Origin of the sequence: Streptomyces sp. NBC_00237 (assembly GCF_026342435.1) — a bacterium.
Lineage (GTDB): Bacteria > Actinomycetota > Actinomycetes > Streptomycetales > Streptomycetaceae > Streptomyces.
This window is the reverse complement of the sequence record NZ_JAPEMT010000004.1, coordinates 55,392-72,975: the sequence shown is the minus strand read 5'-3', so window position 1 is coordinate 72,975 and position 17,584 is coordinate 55,392. Positions and strand designations below refer to the sequence as shown.

Below are 17,584 nucleotides of genomic sequence, written 5' to 3'. Positions count from 1 at the left end.
CGGACGCGACCTCCCTGCGGCCCCGGCTCCAGAGATCTACGCTTCTTCACAAGCGGCATACGCAGCCTTCTGGATCTGCCGCCGCTGACGTCGGTTGACGCTATTCCTGCGCCGAACTCCGAATTCACCGCAGGCGATAAACGCTGTTTGCTCCCCGTTCGGCCCGTTCTTGTGATTCCCCGCGCTGCTTTACCGCTGCGGGAATTCCTTGATACGTGTCGTATCAAGGAAGGTTCTGAATGAATCGCACACGTACGAACGACCGGTCCTCCCGCAGCCGTAGTGACGGCCCCTCCTTCGGCTCCCGTTCGGGCGGCGGCGGTCACTTCGGCCAGAGCGCCCCGAGCAGGTCCGGGAGCCCGAGCAGGTCCGGGGGTCCGAGCAGGTCAGGGAACCCCAGCCGATCCGGGGGCCAGGGCAGCTGGGGCGGCCGCGGTCGGCGATCCGCAGCGGTGCAGGGCGAGTTCACCCTGCCCGAGACGCTCACCCCCGCGCTTCCCGCCGTCGAGGCGTTCGCCGACCTCGACCTGCCCGACCGGCTGCTGGCCGCGCTGACCGCACAGGGAGTCAGCGTCCCGTTCCCGATCCAGGGGGCGACACTGCCCAACACGCTCGCGGGCCGTGACGTGCTCGGCCGCGGACGTACCGGCTCCGGAAAGACCCTCGCCTTCGGCCTGGCCCTGCTGGCCCGCACCGCCGGACAGCGCGCCGAACCCCGCCAGCCGCTGGCGCTGATCCTCGTGCCGACGCGCGAGCTGGCACAGCAGGTGACCGACGCGCTCACCCCCTACGCCCGCGCGGTGCACCTGCGTCTCACCACCGTCGTCGGCGGAATGCCGATCGGCCGGCAGGCGAATGCCCTGCGGAGCGGCACCGAGGTCGTCGTCGCGACGCCGGGCCGCCTCACGGACCTCATCGACCGTGGTGACTGCCGACTGAACCAGGTCGCGATCACCGTCCTCGACGAAGCCGACCAGATGACGGACATGGGCTTCATGCCCCAGGTCACCGCACTTCTGGACCACGTCCGTCCCGAAGGCCAGCGGATGCTGTTCTCCGCCACCCTCGACCGCAACGTCGACCTCCTGGTCCGCCGCTACCTCACCGACCCGGTCGTCCACTCCGTCGACCCGTCCGTGGGCGCGGTCACCACGATGGAGCACCACGTACTGCACGTCCACGGCGCCGACAAGCACCGGACGGTCACCGAGATCGCGGCGCGCGAGGGCCGGGTGATCATGTTCCTGGACACCAAACACGCCGTCGACCGGCTGACGCAGGACCTGCTGAACTGCGGCGTGCGGGCGGCAGCCCTGCACGGCGGGAAGTCGCAGCCGCAGCGCACCCGCACCCTGACCCAGTTCAAGACCGGGCACGTCACCGTGCTCGTCGCGACGAACGTCGCGGCACGCGGCATCCACGTCGACAACCTCGACCTCGTCGTCAACGTCGACCCGCCGACCGACCACAAGGACTACCTCCACCGAGGCGGCCGCACCGCACGGGCCGGCGAGTCCGGCAGCGTGGTCACCCTGGTCACCCCCCAGCAGCGCCGTGACATGACACGGCTCATGTCGCACGCCGGGATCGTGCCCCAGACCACCCAGATCCGCCCCGGCGAAAACGCCCTGAGCCAGATCACCGGCGCCCGGAACCCCTCCGGCATCCCCGTGACGATCACCGCGCCCGTCACCGAGCGGCGCACCCGCGGTGCCGCCCCGCGCGGTCGGCGCAGCCCCGCCTCAGCCGCCCGCCGTACGACCGCGCGCCGGTCCTCCTTCGACGCGGCTGACGCGGCGGCCTAGAACCTTCGTGCTCAGAAAACTGACCCACTTCTGCAGGAGATACCTTTTGACACTGGTCCAGATGCAGCCCCGGCCGCGCTCAGCGAGCGCTCTCCCCACCCGCGGCACGGTGGAGGACAGCACCGAACCGGCCGGACTGCAGGTCGGTGACGACATGACCGTCGAAGTGGCTCTGGCCGTCATGGCCGGCGCCCGCACCGGGCACCTGTTCGTGTGCGACAACGACAACCTGCGCACCGGCCTGGTCACCCGCGCCCAGCTCATCGCCGCCCGGAACAGCTCCGCCTACACGGACCGCGTCCAGTTGCGCGATCTCCGCAACCGCCACGGATCATGCGTCCCACCGGAGCCCACGGTCCCCGGCACCGCGCACGTCGTGCCCCGCCGCGAGGCTGGTGCCCCGCCCGCCGCCGACGAGAGCGGCGGCGTTCCGGGCACTCTCGCCCTGACCCACTGAACCGCCTTCCGCAGCAGAACCCTCCCCCTTCGGCTCTTCCCTTGTGAGGCATCATGCGTTTCGTCATCGCCCGCTTCCCCTTCGACCTCACCAGGAGCGGCGTCCTGGAATCCATGAAGGGCATCAAGCCGGAGCAGATCAACGGTGAGTCCGTGATCATCGGCCGCCGCACCTACCCCGTCAAGCAGGTGGGTCAGGTCCTCACCCGCCAGGACCGCCGGGACTTCAGCTCCGGCGAGGTGCTGCGGGCCATGACCCAACTCGGCTTCACCTGCCGCAGCCTCACTCCGGCCGCCGCACCCCAGCGCACCCTCAGCCCGTTGCAGCAGGCATCCGCGATGCTCGGCACCCCCGCGGTCGCCTGACCGGCAGACAGGCGCGAGCCGCCCGCAGACACGGCTGAGGGGCCGACCCGCCACCGTTCGTGTGTCGCCGTCGCCGACGTCAGCCGTTGCCCGGTCCCTCGGTGTGGTGCGTGCCGTCAACGGTGCCCACCGGCCGTCAGGGACCGGGCTTTCGTCTGTGCCCCCTCCCGCACTGTCGGGTGGTCGCCGACCCCGTTCACCGAGGGTGCCGTGAGCGGGCGGGCTGCGGTCGCCCGGCGGGCCGCCGGGCCCATGGCGCAGGAAGCGCCCAGAAAGAGCGAGCCGAGCAGCAGCCAGCCCGTGGTTCCCATGCCCGTCAGCAGGGTGGTGAGTGCCAGGGGGCCGAGGGTACGGGCGACGGTCACGCCGGTGCCGAAGAAGCCCTGGTACTCACCGATCCGGTCGGCCGGGGCCAGGCCGAAGCCGAGGTGCCAGGAGCCTGCCGACTGGAGCATCTCCCCGGCCACCAGCAGTACCGAGCCTGCGAGCAGGGCGGTGACGGCTGCCCAGGTCGGCGCTCCTGCGGAAACGCATGGTCCTGCTCTCGTGACGAAGGGTCAGGGACGTCGGAGCGGTGTGCTCCGGCGTGGTCGGCGGAGGGTCAGCCGCAGACGGTGAGCACGATCTTTCCGGCGGTACGGCCCCTCTCGCCGATCTCGTGGGCCGTGGCCGCCTGGTCGAGCGGCAGGACCGTGTCGACGCGCACCCGCAGCCGGTGGGAGGCGGCGAGGGAGGCGATCTCCCGCATCCCCGCCCGGTCGGCTTCGGTGATCATGAAGGTGGAGCGCAGTCCGAGCGCTCGGGCCCGGTCCGCCAGGTGCGCCTCGGCGGGGGAGGCGAGCGAGACGACGATGCCGCCCGGGCGCAGGGTCTGGAGGGAGCGCGGCCCGTAGTCGCCACCGATGGTGTCGATCACCACGTCGACGTTGCGGGCGGCGGCGGTGAAGTCGGTGCGGGTGTAGTCGATGACCTCGTCGGCGCCCAGTCCTCGTACGAACGCGTGGTTGGCCGTGCGCGCGGTGCCGATGACGTGTGCGCCGCGCTCTTTGGCGATCTGTACGGCCAGGTGCCCGACGCCACCGGCCGCGGCATGGATCAGCACCCTTTGCCCGGGGCGCAGACCGGCCGTGTCGACCAGGGCCTGCCATGCGGTGAGCGCGGCCAGGGGGAGGGCTGCGGCCTCCACGTGGGAGAGCGTCGGCGGCTTGGCGGCCAGGTGCCGGGCGGGCGAGACCACGTACTCGGCGTACGTACCGGCGGGAGCCGGCTGGCGGGGCATGCCGAACACCTCGTCGCCCGGCGCGAACAGGGTGACACCCGGCCCGATGGCTTCGACCACACCGGACACGTCCCAGCCCAGGCGGATCGGTACGTCGCCCGCCAGTCCTCCGGTGGCCCGGTGCCACCAGTCGGTCGGGTTCACTCCCGCGGCACATACCCGGACGAGTACTTCGGCGGGGCCGGGCACCGGGCGCGGCACCTCGACGATTCTGAGGACGTCAGGTCCGCCGAGGGAGTCCTGCCCGATGGCGCGCATAGTGAGGTTCCTTCTGTGTCCGGCACGCCGACCGTGGGGGTACGGCTGTGCGAGTGGAAAGAGCGGAGGTCTCGCGTCCGGAGGGGCGGGCCCGGTCGGGGGGACGGGGCGGGAGCCTCGGGCGAGGGGTGCAAGTGCCGTGTGCGGCAGGCCCGTTCAGACTCCTACGGGTCCGACGTGCCAACAAGCTGGCATAGTGCAACGGTCGTTAAGGTGGATTTAACGTCCGGAGGAACGAGTGCTGGAACGGCTTGAGCTGGAAGCGTTTCTGACGCTGGCCGAGGAGCTGCACTTCGGCCGCACGGCCGAGCGCCTGCACGTGAGCACGGCCCGGATCAGCCAGACGATAAAGAGGCTGGAACGGCGCATCGGCACACCGCTGTTCGAACGCAGCAGCCGTCATGTCTGCCTCACCGAGGCCGGCCGACTGCTGCACGCGGACGTGCGCCCGGCCTACGACCAGATCGAGGCAGGCGTGGAGAAGGCGATCAACGCCGCGCGCGGCGTTGATCGCCTTCTCCGGGTCGGGTTCCTCGGCGCCGCCGCTGGACAGCTCCTGGCACAGGCCGCTCGGCATTTCGACCAGGGGAACCCCGGCCGCCGGGCCCGGCTCAGGGAGATGCAGATCGTCGACGGCCTCCGGCGGTTGCGGGCGGGCGATGTCGACCTTCTGGTCGTGAGCCTGCCGCACCACGAACCCGACATGGTCACCGGGCCGGTCCTCTTCTCCGAACCCCGGGTGCTGGGGGTGTCGTCCGGCCACCCGCTCGCCCGCCGGGACAGCGTTTCGCTGGAAGACCTGGCTGCGGTCAGGATGCTGCAGGTGGCTGAAGCCTTTCCCGACTACTGGCGCGCGGACCGCACACCCCGTCTGACGCCGGCGGGCCGCCCCATCGCCCCGGGCCCCCAGTTCGAAACGCTCCAGGAGGCCCTGGCGATGATCGACGCCGACGAAGGCGCCTTCGTCATGGGCGACCAGGTGTCACGGTTCTACGCGCGCCCCGGGGTCACCTATCTGCCGCTGACCGATGCGGGGCCCCTGGAATGGGCGCCCACCTGGCTCGTCACCAACACCGCGCCCGAGATCCACGCCTTCAACCGGACCGCCCAGGACGTCGCTGCCCGGTTCGCCCGCTCAGACGTCGCGGCGTCGGACGAGCACCACGGCGAGGGCCAGCGTGACCGGTGGCCAGAGCGCGTAGACGAGCCAGGAGCCGGGAACGGTCGGCATGAAGGCCAGGGAGTCCGGTGAGGGCCCCCAGTTCTGGACCAGACGATTCCAGGCGGCCATCAGCGTGCTGTGGTTGACGGTGGCGGACCACCGGGTGCTCGTCGAGAAGAGCGTGGGCAGGATCAGCAGGACGAAAGTGCTGGCGATCATGGTGGCGGCACCGTGGCGGAGCAGGAAGCCGAGGCCGAGGCCGACGAGCGCGCAGAGGGGTGCCAGGAGGGCGGAGGCCGCCAGTGCCCTCGGCACTCCGGGGTGCGTGAGCGGCACTCCTGCGTGCTCGGCGTCGAGGATGGCCTGGGAGGTCAGGAAGGAGCCGAGGGAGATGACCGTTCCCGCGGCGGCCCACAGCCCGGCGGTGGTCACTGCCTTGGCCAGGACCAGGGTGCCGCGCGCGGGGACGGCCACCGTGGTGGTGCGGATCATGCCGTTGCCGTACTCGCTCACCGCGCCCAGGGCGCCCATCGCGCCGGCGACGACCATGAGCATCATGTAGCCGGTCGCCGGGAAGGCGGTGAAGGGCTGGAAGGCGGGGGGCTGCTGACCGCTGTGGCCGTCGGCGAGGTTGTTGTTCGCCGTCGCCGCCACGGCGGCGGAACCGATGACGAACAGGCCGATCAGAGCGATGGTCCACCAAGTGGAACGCAGCGACCGCGTTTTGATCCACTCGGAGCGGATCAGATCGGCGAAGCGGGGCGGCTGCCCGGTACGGCCGGAGGAGAGGTACGCCGTGCTGGGGCTGAGCGTGGTCATGAGGTGTGTCCTGCCGTGTATTCGACGCTGTCGGCGGTGAGTTCCATGAACGCGGCCTCCAACGAGGCCGTACGGGTGCTCAGTTCGGTCAGCACGATCCGGTGGTCGAGGGCGAGTGCGCCGACGCGCTCCACGGACAGCCCGGTCACCGTGAGCTTCTCGGTGCCTGCGGAGCCTTCCGGTACGACGGCCGCGCCCGCGGCGGTCAGGAGCGCGGTCAGCTCGGCGGCCTGGGGGGTGCCCACCACCACCGCGCCCCGGGTGCCGCGGGCGGCGAAGTCCCGTACCGTTTCGGCGGCGATGAGCCGGCCCCGGCCGATGACGACCAGGTCGTCCGCGGTGTTCTCCATCTCCGACATCAGGTGGCTGGAGAGGAAGACCGTGCGGCCCTCGGCGGCCAGGCGGCGAAAGAGGCGGCGCATCCACAGCACGCCCTCCGGGTCCATGCCGTTGACCGGTTCGTCGAACATGAGCACCGGTGGGTCGCCGAGCAGGGCGTTGGCCACGCCGAGACGCTGCTTCATGCCCAGGGAGAACCCGCCGACGCGGCGGCCGGCGGCGTCGGCGAGCCCTACCTCCTCCAGTACCTCGTCCGCCCGGCGCAGCGGGATTCCGTTGCCGGCGGCGAGGGCGCTGAGGTGGGCCCTGGCGCTGCGCCCCGGGTGCACCTGGTGGGCGTCCAGGAGGGCGCCCACGTGGTGCAGCCCCCGTGCGTGGCTGCGGAAGGGGACACCCGTGACGGTGGCCGTGCCGCCAGAGGGTGTGTCCAGGCCGAGGATCATGTGCAGGGTGGTGGTCTTGCCCGCTCCGTTGGGGCCGAGGAATCCGGTGACCCGGCCCGGCCGCACGGTGAAGGTCAGCTGGTCGACGGCTGTCTTGCTGCCGTAGCGCTTGGTGAGTTCGTTGACTTCGATCACGCGGACAACACTCCGGGAGCAGCCGTGTCCGGGCATCGGACCGGGGACGGCAGTCCGGTGGCCCGCCCCTCCCCCGGATGTAAGCCCGGGGGAGGGTGACGGCCCGTCGCGGGGTGGCTAACCTCGCGGAGTGAACACCAGATCGAACGCCTCCTCGTGCCCCTGCGGATCGGACCGTTTCCGTACGTCGGAGCAGGCGCGCACCCGATGAGAACGAGAGCCGCAGCAGCGGTCGGTGGCTTCCTGTACGTCCTGGTGCACGGGCTGTTGGTGGGAGCCGCCACGCAGACCTCCGGCACCGTGCGCGCGGTGGGATCCCTGCTGGCCCTGGGCCTGCTCGCCGAAGTGGTACGACGCCTGCCCGTGGCAGCACTGGTACTGGTGCTGCTCGGGGTCACCTTCATGATCGCGGGCGACCCGAGTGCCGCCGGGGCGCGGTCGTCGGTCGCCTACCAGGGACAGTTCCTCGCCTACCTGGCCGCCGACTTCGTCCTCGCCCGCATCGTGGCCACCCGCCCGCGACGGACCGCGATCGCCGCCGCGACCGTCACCGGCGCCGTGCCCCTGTTGATGACCGGTGCCTTCTCCCGAGGCAACAGCATGACCGTCAACGTACTGATCACGCTGCTGGCCCTTCTCGCCTCGTGCGCCACCGGTCTGCTGGCCCGCGAGCGGCGTGAGCACGCGGTGGCCCTGCGCGAGCAGGAGGTGACCGAGGCCGTCACCGCGGAACGGCTGCGGATAGCACGGGAGTTGCACGACATGGTCGCGCACAGCATCGGCATCATCGCCATCCAGGCAGGCGCGGGCAACAGGGTGATCCACACACAGCCCGCGAAGGCACAGCAAGCACTGCAGGCCATCGAGGACACCAGCAGAGAAGCACTCTCCGGTCTCAGGCGCACCTTGGTCTCACTCCGCCGGGCAGATCCGGGAACGGCGGCCCCGCCCGCGTCACCACTGCCCCCGGCACCCGGGCTCGCCGACGTGGAGCGGCTCGCGGCGGGCACCGCCGCCGCCGGGGTCCGCGTCGAGGTGCACCGCACCGGTGACGCGCGTCCGCTGCCGCCCGACATCGACCTGTCCGCGTACCGCATCGTGCAGGAGGCGCTCACCAACGTGGTCCGGCACGCCGGCACCGGGCACTGCCACGTCACCATCGGACACGAGGACGGCGAACTGTCCGTCGAAGTCGTCGACGACGGGAGGGGACCGGGGGACGAACCGGGCTCCCGTCCCGGCGGCCCGCGTCCCGGCCACGGATTCGGCCTCGTCGGCATGCGGGAGAGGGTCGCCCTGCTCAACGGCCGCTTCAGTGCCGGCCCGGGACACCATGGCGGCTTCCGGGTTTCGGCCCGCCTGCCCCTGCCGGAAACCACCTCCGTCGTGCTGGAGAGCCGATGACCGTACGCGTAGTACTCGCCGACGACCAGCCACTGGTGCGCTCCGGCCTGAGCATGATCATGAGCGAGTACCCGGAACTGGAGGTCGTCGGCGAGGCCGCGACCGGCACCGAAGCGGTCCAGCGCGTCGCGGAACTCGCTCCGGACGTCGTGGTGATGGACATCCGCATGCCCGGCATGGACGGTATCGAGGCGACCCGCCTGATCACCGGTGCCACGACACGGACCCGGGTCCTGGTCCTGACCACGTTCGACGAGGACGACCACGTCTACGCCGCGCTGCGCGCGGGTGCCAGCGGCTTCGTGGTCAAGGACATGGCCCTGGACGACATCGTCGCGGCCATCCGCGTGGTGGCTGCCGGGGACTCACTGCTCGCCCCGGGGGTGACACGACGTCTGATCGCGGACTTGGTCGAACACCGCGAAGGCACTCCTCGGCGCCCCCTGCGACCGGTCGAGGGCATCACCGAGCGCGAGCAGGAGGTCCTCACCCTGATCGGGCAGGGCCGGTCGAACACCGAGATCGCGGAAGACCTGTTCATCACGGTGGCCACCGCCAAGTCCCACGTGTCGCGGCTGTTCACCAAGCTCGGCGCCCGGGACCGGGTCCAGCTCGTGATCACGGCGTACGAGTGGGGACTCGTGGCTCCGCCGCACTGAACACGTCACGCGGGCCTGACGTCTTCCTCGGCGTCTCCCGGCGAGACGAGTCCCGTCTCGTAGGCGAGGACGACGGCCTGGGCGCGGTCGCGCAGGCTCAACTTGGAGAATATCCGGGCGACATGGGTCTTCACCGTCGCCTCGCTGAGCGTCAGCCGGCCGGCGAGTTCGGTGTTGGACAGGCCCCGGCCCATCCACGTCAGCACCTCCCGCTCGCGCGGTGTCAGTACCGCCAGGTCTCGGTGGACCGCCGGGACCGCGGGCCGGAGGCCGGTGGCCGGGGCCGGTGCCGGGGGATCGGCGGCGAAGCGTTCCACGAGGCGGCGGGTGATCGCGGGGGCGAGGAGGGCGTCACCGGTGTCGACGAGGCGTACGGCGGCGGCCAGGTGTGCGGGGGTGACGTCCTTGAGGAGGAAGCCGCTGGCTCCGGCGGCGAGGGCGGCGTAGACGTACGTGTCGAGGTCGAAGGTGGTCAGCATGATCACCCGGCAGTCCGGGGCCTGGGCGAGGATGTGACGGGTGGCCTCCAGGCCGTCCATGCGGGGCATGCGGATGTCCATCAGGACGACGTCGGGGCGCAGTTCGCGCGCCACGGTGACGGCCTCGACGCCGTCGCAGGCTTCGCCCACCACGTCGATGCCCCGGGCGGTGAGGATCATGCGGAAGCCGGTGCGCAGCAGTTCCTGGTCGTCGGCGATCACCACGCGAGGGGCGGGTGCGTCGGGGGAGGTCACGGGCGGTCCAGGGGGATGCGGGCGCGGACCCGGTAGCCGCCGCCGATGCGGCGGCGTGCGTCGAGGTCTCCGCCGTAGACGGACACTCGCTCGCGCAGGCCCAGCAGCCCGCGCCCCGTGCCGTCTGCCTTGTCCCGCTTGTCCCGGCCCTGTTCCGTCGGGGCGGGCGCGGTGCCCGACAGGACGCTCGGCCCGCTGTTGAGCACTTCGACGCGCAGGTGGTTGTCCGCGTACCGCACCGTCACTTCGGCTTTCGCCCCGTCTCCGTGTTTGAGCGCATTGGTCAGACCCTCCTGGATGATCCGGTAGGCGGTGACGTCGACCCCGGTCGGCAGGGGGCGAGGTTCGCCCGAGACCCGCATCTCGACGGGCAGACCGGCGAAGGCGATCTTGTCGACGAGCGGGCCGAGCCGGCTGAGGCTCGGTTGCGGCGACAGGTCCACGTCGTACGGTTCGTCCTCGCCGTTCTGCGCGGGGGCGAGCAGGCCGAGCAGGTGCCGCAGCTCGGTCATCGTGTTCCGGCCTGCGGTCTCCACGGCGCTCATCGCGGCGGCGGCTTCCTCGGGCAGGGTGGTCAGTACTTCGCGGGCGGCACCGGCCTGCACCACCATGACGCTGACGTTGTGGCTGACGATGTCGTGCAACTCCGAGGCGATCCTTGCCCGTTCGGCATCGACCGCGGCCCGAGTCGCGCTCTCCCGCTCACGCTCCAGCAGCCAGCCGCGCTCCTCGATGGCCTCGCGGTGGCGGCGTCGCGCCCGCGCCGCTGCCACCGCCAGCCATCCGGCGGCACCAACTGCCACAGCCAGCGCGATGATCAGCGAAGTCGTCCACGATTCCCCCATGGGGGCATCTTCCCAGGGGTGCGGTGCAACAGCGCACCGGCCTCCTGCGCGCGGCCTCGTACATCCCCAGGATGACCTGGGGATACGGATACATCCGGGGGGCGACTCACCGCGATCACCGCCGGGCCTAGGTTTCGGGGCATGACAAACGATCACGACGGTGTCCGGCAGACAGTGGTACGGCTGGACGTCGTGCACAAGGAGTACGGCGACGCGAAGGCCCTGGACGGGCTCTCGCTGGAGATCAAGGCGGGCGACGCGGTCGCGGTGATGGGCCCTTCCGGCTGCGGCAAGTCCACGCTGCTCAACATGGTGGCCGGTCTGGACCGGCCGACCTCGGGCACGGTCGAGGTGCAGGGCCACGACCTGGGCAAGCTGAACGAAACGGGCCTCGCTCTGTTCCGGCGCCGCCACGTCGGCATGATCTTCCAGTTCTTCAACCTCATCGACGACCTGCCCGTCCTGGACAACGTGGCACTGGCCGCGCAGCTGACCGGCACCCCGGCCAAGCAGGCACGCCGCCGGGCCCTGGAGCTGCTGGACGAACTCGGTGTCGCCGAGCGCCGCAACAACTACCCGGCGACACTCAGTGGCGGCGAACGTCAACGCGTCGCTGTCGCACGGGCGTTGATGAACCGTCCCGCTCTCCTCCTCGCCGACGAGCCGACCGGCGCTCTCGACAGCCGGTCGGGCGAGCAGGTGATGGACCTGCTGATCGACCTCAACCAGATCGGCCAGACCCTGCTGATCGTCACCCACGACCCGCACCTGGCCACCCGCTGCGCCAGTCGGCTCGTCGAAGTCGCCGACGGCCGGGTCGCCCGCGAGCGCACCCTGGAGGTGTCGGCATGAGGGCCGTATGGAGAGCCTCCCGGGCAGCCGTGAAGCGGCGTCGGGTCCAGACCTTCGTGATCGGACTGGTGGTGCTCTGCTCCACCACCACCGTCCTGCTCGCACTGACCCTGCTGAGCGCCGCCTCCAGCCCCTTCGACACGGCGTACGCCGAGCAGCGCGGCGCCCATACTGCCGCTTCCTTCGACACCACGAAGGTCACCCCGCAACAACTGGCCCGTACCGCGCGGCAGTCGGGGGTGGAGGCCGCCGCGGGACCATTCGGACAGACCGTCGTCGGCATACCCAAGAACTGGCTGTGGATGCCGGGTGGCACCCTCACGGTGGTGGGCCGGGCCGACCCGGCGGGTCCCGTGGACCGGATCGACCTCCTGGAGGGCCACTGGGCCACCAAGCCCGGTGAGATCGTCGTCAACTGGTCCGCGCAGGGCTCTCCCGGCACCGAATACCTCGGTACGAAGCTGAAGACACCGGGCGGAGCGACGCTGACCGTCGTCGGGTTCGCCACCAGCATGAGCAAGTCGGCGAGCGCCTGGGTCTCACCCGCGCAGATGACCGCCCTGCACCCCACCTCCGCCCAGATGCTCTACCGCTTCACAGAATCCGACACCGAAGCCCAGCTGCGTACTTCGCTGGAACGGGCCACCGAGGGAGTGCCCAAGGAAGCTCTCACCGGCGCACAGACCTACCTCACCCTCAAGCAGGCGTTCTCGGCGCTGGCCGACTCCTACCTCCCCTTCATGACCCTCTTCGGCGTCCTCGGCCTGCTGGTCTCGGTCCTGATCGTCGGCAACGTGGTCAGCGGGGCGGTCGTCTCCGGATACCGGCACATCGGCGTCCTCAAGGCGCTGGGCTTCACCCCCAACCAAGTCGTCGCCGTCTACCTGACCATGCTCTCCGTACCGGCCCTGGCTGGCAGCGTGCTGGGCGCCCTGGCCGGTACCGCACTGGCCGAACCGATCATGAAGGTCGCCTTCACCGGCATCGACGTCGGCCGGGCCTCGGTCGGCGGGAGCAGCCCCTGGCTGTCCGTGGCCTGCCTGCTGGGCATGCCCGCCCTCGTTCTGGTCACCGCCCTGATCCCCGCCCTGCGGGCCCACCGGCTGCCCGCCGCCCAGGCCATCAGCGCGGGAGGCGCCCCCCGCACCGGGCGCGGACTGCGCGTCCAGCGGCTCCTTGGCGCCACCCGCCTGCCCCGCCCGGTCAGCCTGGGCATGGGCCAGCCCTTCGCCCGCCCCGCCCGCACCCTGCTGACCCTGGCCGCCATCGTCCTCGGCGTCACCACCGTCACCCTGTCCACCGGTCTGACCAGCACCCTGGTGGCCTACGGCAACGTCGGCAAGGAGGACGGCGGCGCCCGCATCCAGGTCACCACCGGCGACGCCACCACGGCACCCCGCCTCAGCGACACACAGATCGAAGAGAAGCTGCGCGCCCTGCCGGGTGTGCAGGGGGTCCGGGCCCGCGCCTTCTCCCAGGCGAACCTGACCGGCCAGAACCAGCACGTCTACGCCGACTTCTACCGTGGTGACACCTCCCTCTACGAGCACACCATCGTCAAGGGCCGGGCCCCGAAGGCGGCCGGTGAGATCGTGGCCGGACCGGCCTTCCTCACCCAACGCGGCCTGAAGATCGGCGACCGCACCACCCTCGAACTGAACGGAAGGAAGATCACCGCGACCGTCGTGGGCCAGGTCATCGAGGGCAACGCCCGTGCCCTGGAAGCCACATGGGACACCTTGACCCGACTCGCACCCGACGCCCACGCCACCGAGTACACGGTCCGCCTCGCCCCCGACGCCGATGCCCACGCCTACGCCGAGGCCGCCGGGAAGCTCGACCCGGCCGTGCACGCCTCCGTACTGGACCCCGGCAACGCCGGTACCACCACCGTCATCACCTTCTCCACCGTCTTCACCGTGCTGCTCACCCTCGTCGCCTCCCTCGGCGTCTTCAACACCGTCCTGCTCAACACCCGGGAACGGCGCAGGGACCTGGGCATGCTCAAGTCCATCGGCATGACCCCCCGCCAGGTCATCCTGATGACGGTCACCTCGGTCGCCGGACTCGGCGCGGTCGGCGCACTGCTCGGCATCCCGCTCGGCGTCGCGGCCCACCGTCTCGTCGTGGACCACGTCGGGGTGGTCGACTTCCCCGAGTACATGAAGGACGTCTGGCACGCGCCCCAACTGGCGGCGATGTTCCTGGCCGGAGTGACGATCGCCGTACTCGGCGCTCTCCTCCCCGCCCGTACGGCGGCCCGCACCACCATCGCCACAGTTCTGCACACGGAATAGCCGCCACGGCACTGCGGCTGGGGCCCCACGGAGAGCGACACCCCTCATGTCTCCCTGCGAAGGTGCCCACGGACGAACCCTTCGCCCCCGTCTTCTTGCAGGTGAGGGCCCATCGACTGACGTCGGGTCAGATGCGGGGTGCATAAAGATGCCGAGAGGCGAAGTCATATGCTGAGCCGGGCGAGGCAGGCGCAGCTCGTGCTCCGTCCCCGCCCTCTGCAACAGGAGCCCCCTCCATGCGGGGTTCCCGACGGACAACGGGAGGTTGACCGGTGATCGCTCTGACCGCAGTCGGAGGAGTGGCCCTCGTCGAACTGGGCATGGCGTTGACTCCCGGACCGAACATGATTCACCTCGCCTCCCGGGCGATCACCCAGGGCCGCAGGGCGGGACTGGTCAGCCTCAGCGGGACCGCCGTGGGATTCGTGTGCTACCTCCTGGCCGCGGCTGCGGGCTTGTCCGCGATATTCGCCGCCGTGCCGGTGACCTTCACGGTGGTCAAGCTCGCCGGGGCCGCCTATCTGGCGTACCTCGCCTGGGACATGCTCCGGCCCGGCGGGCGCTCGCCCTTCGCCCCGACCCAGGACCTGCCTCCGGTCTCCGACGCCCGCCTGTTCTCGATGGGGCTGCTGACCAACCTGCTGAACCCCAAGATCGCCCTGATGTACGCCGCGTTGCTGCCCCAGTTCCTGGACCCGCAGGCCGGTCCGGCCTGGGGACAGTTGCTTCAGCTCGGGGCGGTGCAGATCGTCGTGGGAATCTCGGTGAACGCCCTGATCATGCTGGGCGCGGCCCGTATGTCGGCGTTCCTGGCCACCCGGCCCCGCATCCTGACCGCCCAACGCTTCACGGCAGGCGGTCTGCTCGGTGCTTTCGCCCTGCAGACCGCACTGTCCCGCAACGTCGCGTCCACCTGAGTCAGACCCCCGCGCTCGGCGAAACGCCGGGCGCGAAGCGCGACTTGGCGTCGCCGACGAAGGAGCCGGTGCCGACCGGTGCCGTGCGCACGCGGTCGTCCCGGCCCAGGCGGGTCCAGGCCCTGGGCGGCGTCGCGGTGCGCGACCCGAGGTGCGGCGCCGAGATCCCCGCGCACCTGGTGGGACGCCCCGCTGGTGTGCGCCTGGCGGGCGGCTGCCCGATGGCTACTCGATGACGAGCTCGACGGGGATGTTGCCGCGGGTGGCCTTGGAGTAGGGGCAGTACGCGTGGGTCTTCTCCAGGAGCGTGCGGCCCGTCTCACCCTCCAGGTGCTCGGGCAGCTCGACCCGCATGACCACGGCGAGCCCGAAGCCGCCGTCGGTGTCCTTGCCGATGCTGACCTCGGCGGTCACCGACACGTCCGCGACGTCGAGCTTCTCCTGACGGGCGATGGAACCCATCGCGCTGGCGAAACAGGCGGCGTATCCGGCGGCGAAGAGCTGCTCGGGGTTGGTGCCACGGCCATTGCCGCCGAGGGCGACGGGGAAGCCGAGCGGCAGGTCGATCTGGCCGTCGGAGCTGACGGCACGGCCCTCGCGGCCGTTGGCGGTGGCGACAGCGGTGTACAGCGCGTCCATGGGGTCCATCTCTCTTCGGTCGTCGGTCGGGGGAAGCTCCCCGCCGCCACTAGAGCACGAAAGTAAGTTGTGCACAACTCAATGCTGCACAACCTGGTTGTGCACAAGTTAATCGTGCGCGGTACTCTGCCTCCATGGCGAAGGAACGGACGAGGGAACGGACGAACGCGATGCCTGCACGGGACGAGAGGGCCGACCGGACCGACGGACTCGACGGCGACGTGCGGGCCGAGGACTTCCTGCGCCTCGACCACCAGATCTGCTTCTCGCTGCACGCGGCCACCCGCGCCCTGAACGGCGTCTACCGCACGGTGCTCAAGGACCTCGACCTCACCTACCCGCAGTACCTGGTGATGCTGGTGCTCTGGGAGGACCGTGAACTCCCGGTCAAGAAGATCGGCGAACGCCTGCGGCTGGACTCGGGCACCCTCTCCCCCCTGCTCAAGCGCCTGGAGGCGGCGGGCCACGTGGAGCGCCGCCGCAGTCCCGACGACGAGCGCTCCGTCACCGTCAGGCCCACCGCCCAGGGCGTCGCCCTTCGCGCGCGGGCCCTGGCCGTACCCCGCGCCATCGCCTCGTCCACCGGTCTCACCCTGGACGAGGTCAGAGAGCTGCGCGCCCGGCTGAACGCCCTGACGGCAGCCCTGGACGGCACCGACCCCACCACGTCCGCCGCGAGCTGCGCGGTGGACGCGAAAGAAGAGGCGTAACCCCATGACACCCACCGAACACCGCAAGGCCGTGGCCGCCGAGAGCGCCGCCCTCGTCGCGCTCACCCGGCACGCGGACCTGGCGGCGCCGGTGCCCGGCTGCCCCGGCTGGACCCTGCTCGACCTGGTCAGGCACACCGGAAGCGTGCAGCGCTGGTTCGCCGCCCTGCTCCGCCGCGGCGCCCAGACCCCGCCCGCGAGCCGCGAGGTGGAACTGCGGCTGCCGGAGCACGCCGACGGCTACCCCGACTGGCTGGCCCGGAGCGCGGAGGAGGCCGCCGCGGCCTTCGCCACCGTCGACCCGGACGCCCCGATGTGGGCGTGGGGCGCCGACGGGCACGCCAGGTTCTGGATCCGCCGGATGCTCTTCGAGACCCTGGTGCACCGGACCGACGCCGAACTCGCCCTCGGGAAGCGGCCCGTGATCGACCCCGCCCTGGCGACCGACGGCGTGGACGAGTTCCTGGTCAACCTCCCCTTCGCGGCCTCCTTCGCACCCGGGACCACCCAGCTGCGGGGCGCCGACGAGACCCTTCTCTTCCGTACCACGGACACGGGAACCGACTGGGTGGTGCGCCTGCGCCCCGAAGGCTTCGGCCTCGACCCGCAGAGCCCTGCGGCAGCTCCGGGAGGTTCCGCCGACGCCACCGTGGCGGGCACCGCCGCCGATCTCCTGCTGCTCGTGTACGGCAGGCTGCGCTACGACACGGACGCCTTCACGGCGTCGGGGAACGAAGAGCTGCTGAAGCGGTGGTTCGCCCACTCCGCCTTCTAGTACGGTCCGGCCGATCATGTGACTGCCCGATGCCCGCCCGCAGCAGCATCGGCGACACCGAGAAGTTGCGGCCGGCGCTCGTCAGAAAGATGGTTCTCCAGTGACATCCACACCCTCCCCGGGCCCGGGCCCGGCTCCCGGAACCGAGGGCGATTCCGTGCGCCCCTCCGTCGGCCCCGGGGGACCCGCGAGCCTCCTGGCGTTCGCCGTACAACTGCGCCGCATGAACGGTGAGATCAACCGGCTCGTCCACGGCTTCGCCGCCCGGCAGGGCCTGCACGCGACGGACGTCCAGGCGCTGGCCGCGATCCTGGACTCCGAGACCCCGCTCACTCCGGGCCTGCTCCGGGATCACCTGGGGCTGACCTCGGGCGCGGTGACCGCGTGCCTGGACCGGCTGGAGAGCGCCGGACACATCCGGCGCTCGCGGGAGAGCTCGGACCGCCGGGTGGTGCACGTGCACTACGAACCGAGCGCCCGGGCGGTGGCCCGCAGCCACTTCCTGCCGCTCGCCGAGGCCACCGAGAACACCCGGTCCCGCTTCGACGAGGACGAACTGGCCCTCGTCCTGCGCTTCCTGACGGACCTCAACGCCGAACTGGGCGAAGTGCGCGCGCCGCGCCGCTGAGGACCCAGCGGTCCCCCCGGCCCTCCGTGAAATATACTTCAACCATTAAGATAGTTTCTGCT

The 17,584-nt window shown here is 71.0% G+C and carries 18 protein-coding genes and 1 pseudogene; 12 read left to right on the top strand and 7 right to left on the bottom strand.

Features of this window, described 5'->3' with window-relative positions; genetic code table 11:
- The first annotated feature begins 239 nt into the window (after positions 1-239).
- Genes OG897_RS32830 through OG897_RS32820 form a run of 3 tightly spaced genes read left to right on the top strand, consistent with a single transcriptional unit; the run spans position 240 to position 2,627 of the window.
- Positions 240-1,805 carry a DEAD/DEAH box helicase gene (locus tag OG897_RS32830; RefSeq protein ID WP_266662678.1) on the top strand — a complete coding sequence of 522 codons (1,566 nt, stop codon included), beginning with the start codon at positions 240-242 and terminating at the stop codon, positions 1,803-1,805.
- A 46-nt stretch (positions 1,806-1,851) separates the two neighbouring features.
- Positions 1,852-2,262, top strand: a complete 411-nt coding sequence (locus OG897_RS32825) for a hypothetical protein (protein WP_266662676.1) — start codon at positions 1,852-1,854, stop codon at positions 2,260-2,262.
- Positions 2,263-2,315: 53 nt separating this feature from the next.
- Positions 2,316-2,627 (top strand): SCO5918 family protein, encoded by a 312-nt coding sequence (locus OG897_RS32820; protein ID WP_266662674.1) that lies wholly within the window; start codon positions 2,316-2,318, stop codon positions 2,625-2,627.
- Between the two features lie 116 nt (positions 2,628-2,743).
- On the opposite strand, the pseudogene OG897_RS32815 reads toward OG897_RS32820, so the two are convergent.
- Together OG897_RS32815 and OG897_RS32810 are read right to left on the bottom strand one after the other, a co-directional pair.
- A pseudogene (locus OG897_RS32815) lies at positions 2,744-3,118 on the bottom strand (hypothetical protein); the annotation flags it as partial.
- A gap of 110 nt (positions 3,119-3,228) precedes the next feature.
- Positions 3,229-4,164 (bottom strand): NADP-dependent oxidoreductase, encoded by a 936-nt coding sequence (locus OG897_RS32810; RefSeq protein WP_266662672.1) that lies wholly within the window; start codon positions 4,162-4,164, stop codon positions 3,229-3,231.
- 238 nt (positions 4,165-4,402) lie between these two features.
- On the opposite strand from OG897_RS32810, the gene OG897_RS32805 reads away from it, so the two are divergent.
- Entirely contained in the window at positions 4,403-5,416 is a 1,014-nt protein-coding gene (locus tag OG897_RS32805) for a LysR family transcriptional regulator (RefSeq protein WP_266662670.1), read from the top strand.
- On the opposite strand, the gene OG897_RS32800 is transcribed toward OG897_RS32805, so the two are convergent.
- Together OG897_RS32800 and OG897_RS32795 are read right to left on the bottom strand one after the other, a co-directional pair.
- Positions 5,300-6,145, bottom strand: a complete 846-nt coding sequence (locus tag OG897_RS32800) for an ABC transporter permease (RefSeq protein WP_266662668.1) — start codon at positions 6,143-6,145, stop codon at positions 5,300-5,302. The genes OG897_RS32805 and OG897_RS32800 overlap by 117 nt on opposite strands.
- Positions 6,142-7,062, bottom strand: a complete 921-nt coding sequence (locus OG897_RS32795; RefSeq protein WP_323188135.1) for an ABC transporter ATP-binding protein — start codon at positions 7,060-7,062, stop codon at positions 6,142-6,144. Before OG897_RS32795 ends, OG897_RS32800 begins: the two co-directional genes overlap by 4 nt.
- Before the next feature lie 207 nt (positions 7,063-7,269).
- On the opposite strand from OG897_RS32795, the gene OG897_RS32790 reads away from it, so the two are divergent.
- Positions 7,270-8,466 carry a sensor histidine kinase gene (locus OG897_RS32790; protein WP_266662664.1) on the top strand — a complete coding sequence of 399 codons (1,197 nt, stop codon included), beginning with the start codon at positions 7,270-7,272 and terminating at the stop codon, positions 8,464-8,466.
- A complete protein-coding gene (locus OG897_RS32785) occupies positions 8,463-9,125 on the top strand; it encodes a response regulator transcription factor (protein WP_266662662.1) in 663 nt (220 codons plus the stop codon). The genes OG897_RS32790 and OG897_RS32785 overlap by 4 nt, the downstream gene beginning before the upstream one ends.
- Before the next feature lie 5 nt (positions 9,126-9,130).
- Here the strand turns inward: OG897_RS32785 and OG897_RS32780 are convergent, their stop codons facing one another.
- Together OG897_RS32780 and OG897_RS32775 are read right to left on the bottom strand one after the other, a co-directional pair.
- Positions 9,131-9,859, bottom strand: a complete 729-nt coding sequence (locus OG897_RS32780; protein WP_266662660.1) for a response regulator transcription factor — start codon at positions 9,857-9,859, stop codon at positions 9,131-9,133.
- Complete coding sequence (locus tag OG897_RS32775; protein WP_266662658.1) at positions 9,856-10,704, bottom strand: sensor histidine kinase; 849 nt, start codon at positions 10,702-10,704, stop codon at positions 9,856-9,858. Before OG897_RS32775 ends, OG897_RS32780 begins: the two co-directional genes overlap by 4 nt.
- Before the next feature lie 141 nt (positions 10,705-10,845).
- Between OG897_RS32775 and OG897_RS32770 the strand changes: the two genes are divergently transcribed.
- From OG897_RS32770 to OG897_RS32760, 3 genes are all read left to right on the top strand, one after another.
- A complete protein-coding gene (locus tag OG897_RS32770) occupies positions 10,846-11,556 on the top strand; it encodes an ABC transporter ATP-binding protein (RefSeq protein ID WP_266662656.1) in 711 nt (236 codons plus the stop codon).
- The gene (locus tag OG897_RS32765) at positions 11,553-13,853 is read left to right on the top strand and encodes an FtsX-like permease family protein (RefSeq protein WP_266662654.1); all 2,301 of its coding nucleotides are present in this window, start codon (positions 11,553-11,555) and stop codon (positions 13,851-13,853) included. The genes OG897_RS32770 and OG897_RS32765 overlap by 4 nt, the downstream gene beginning before the upstream one ends.
- A 272-nt stretch (positions 13,854-14,125) precedes the next feature.
- Positions 14,126-14,770: a LysE family translocator gene (locus tag OG897_RS32760; RefSeq protein WP_266662653.1), complete on the top strand. Its 645-nt coding sequence runs from the start codon at positions 14,126-14,128 to the stop codon at positions 14,768-14,770.
- Between the two features lie 225 nt (positions 14,771-14,995).
- Here OG897_RS32760 and OG897_RS32755 read toward each other — a convergent pair whose 3' ends face one another.
- Complete coding sequence (locus OG897_RS32755; RefSeq protein ID WP_266662651.1) at positions 14,996-15,409, bottom strand: organic hydroperoxide resistance protein; 414 nt, start codon at positions 15,407-15,409, stop codon at positions 14,996-14,998.
- Between the two features lie 170 nt (positions 15,410-15,579).
- Between OG897_RS32755 and OG897_RS32750 the strand changes: the two genes are divergently transcribed.
- From OG897_RS32750 to OG897_RS32740, 3 genes are all read left to right on the top strand, one after another.
- Positions 15,580-16,119 carry a MarR family winged helix-turn-helix transcriptional regulator gene (locus tag OG897_RS32750; protein WP_266663677.1) on the top strand — a complete coding sequence of 180 codons (540 nt, stop codon included), beginning with the start codon at positions 15,580-15,582 and terminating at the stop codon, positions 16,117-16,119.
- Positions 16,120-16,123: 4 nt separating this feature from the next.
- Positions 16,124-16,894, top strand: coding sequence for a maleylpyruvate isomerase family mycothiol-dependent enzyme (locus OG897_RS32745; RefSeq protein WP_266662649.1), 771 nt, complete (start codon positions 16,124-16,126; stop codon positions 16,892-16,894).
- A gap of 157 nt (positions 16,895-17,051) precedes the next feature.
- Positions 17,052-17,522, top strand: a complete 471-nt coding sequence (locus OG897_RS32740; protein WP_266663675.1) for a MarR family winged helix-turn-helix transcriptional regulator — start codon at positions 17,052-17,054, stop codon at positions 17,520-17,522.
- Positions 17,523-17,584 lie beyond the last annotated feature (62 nt).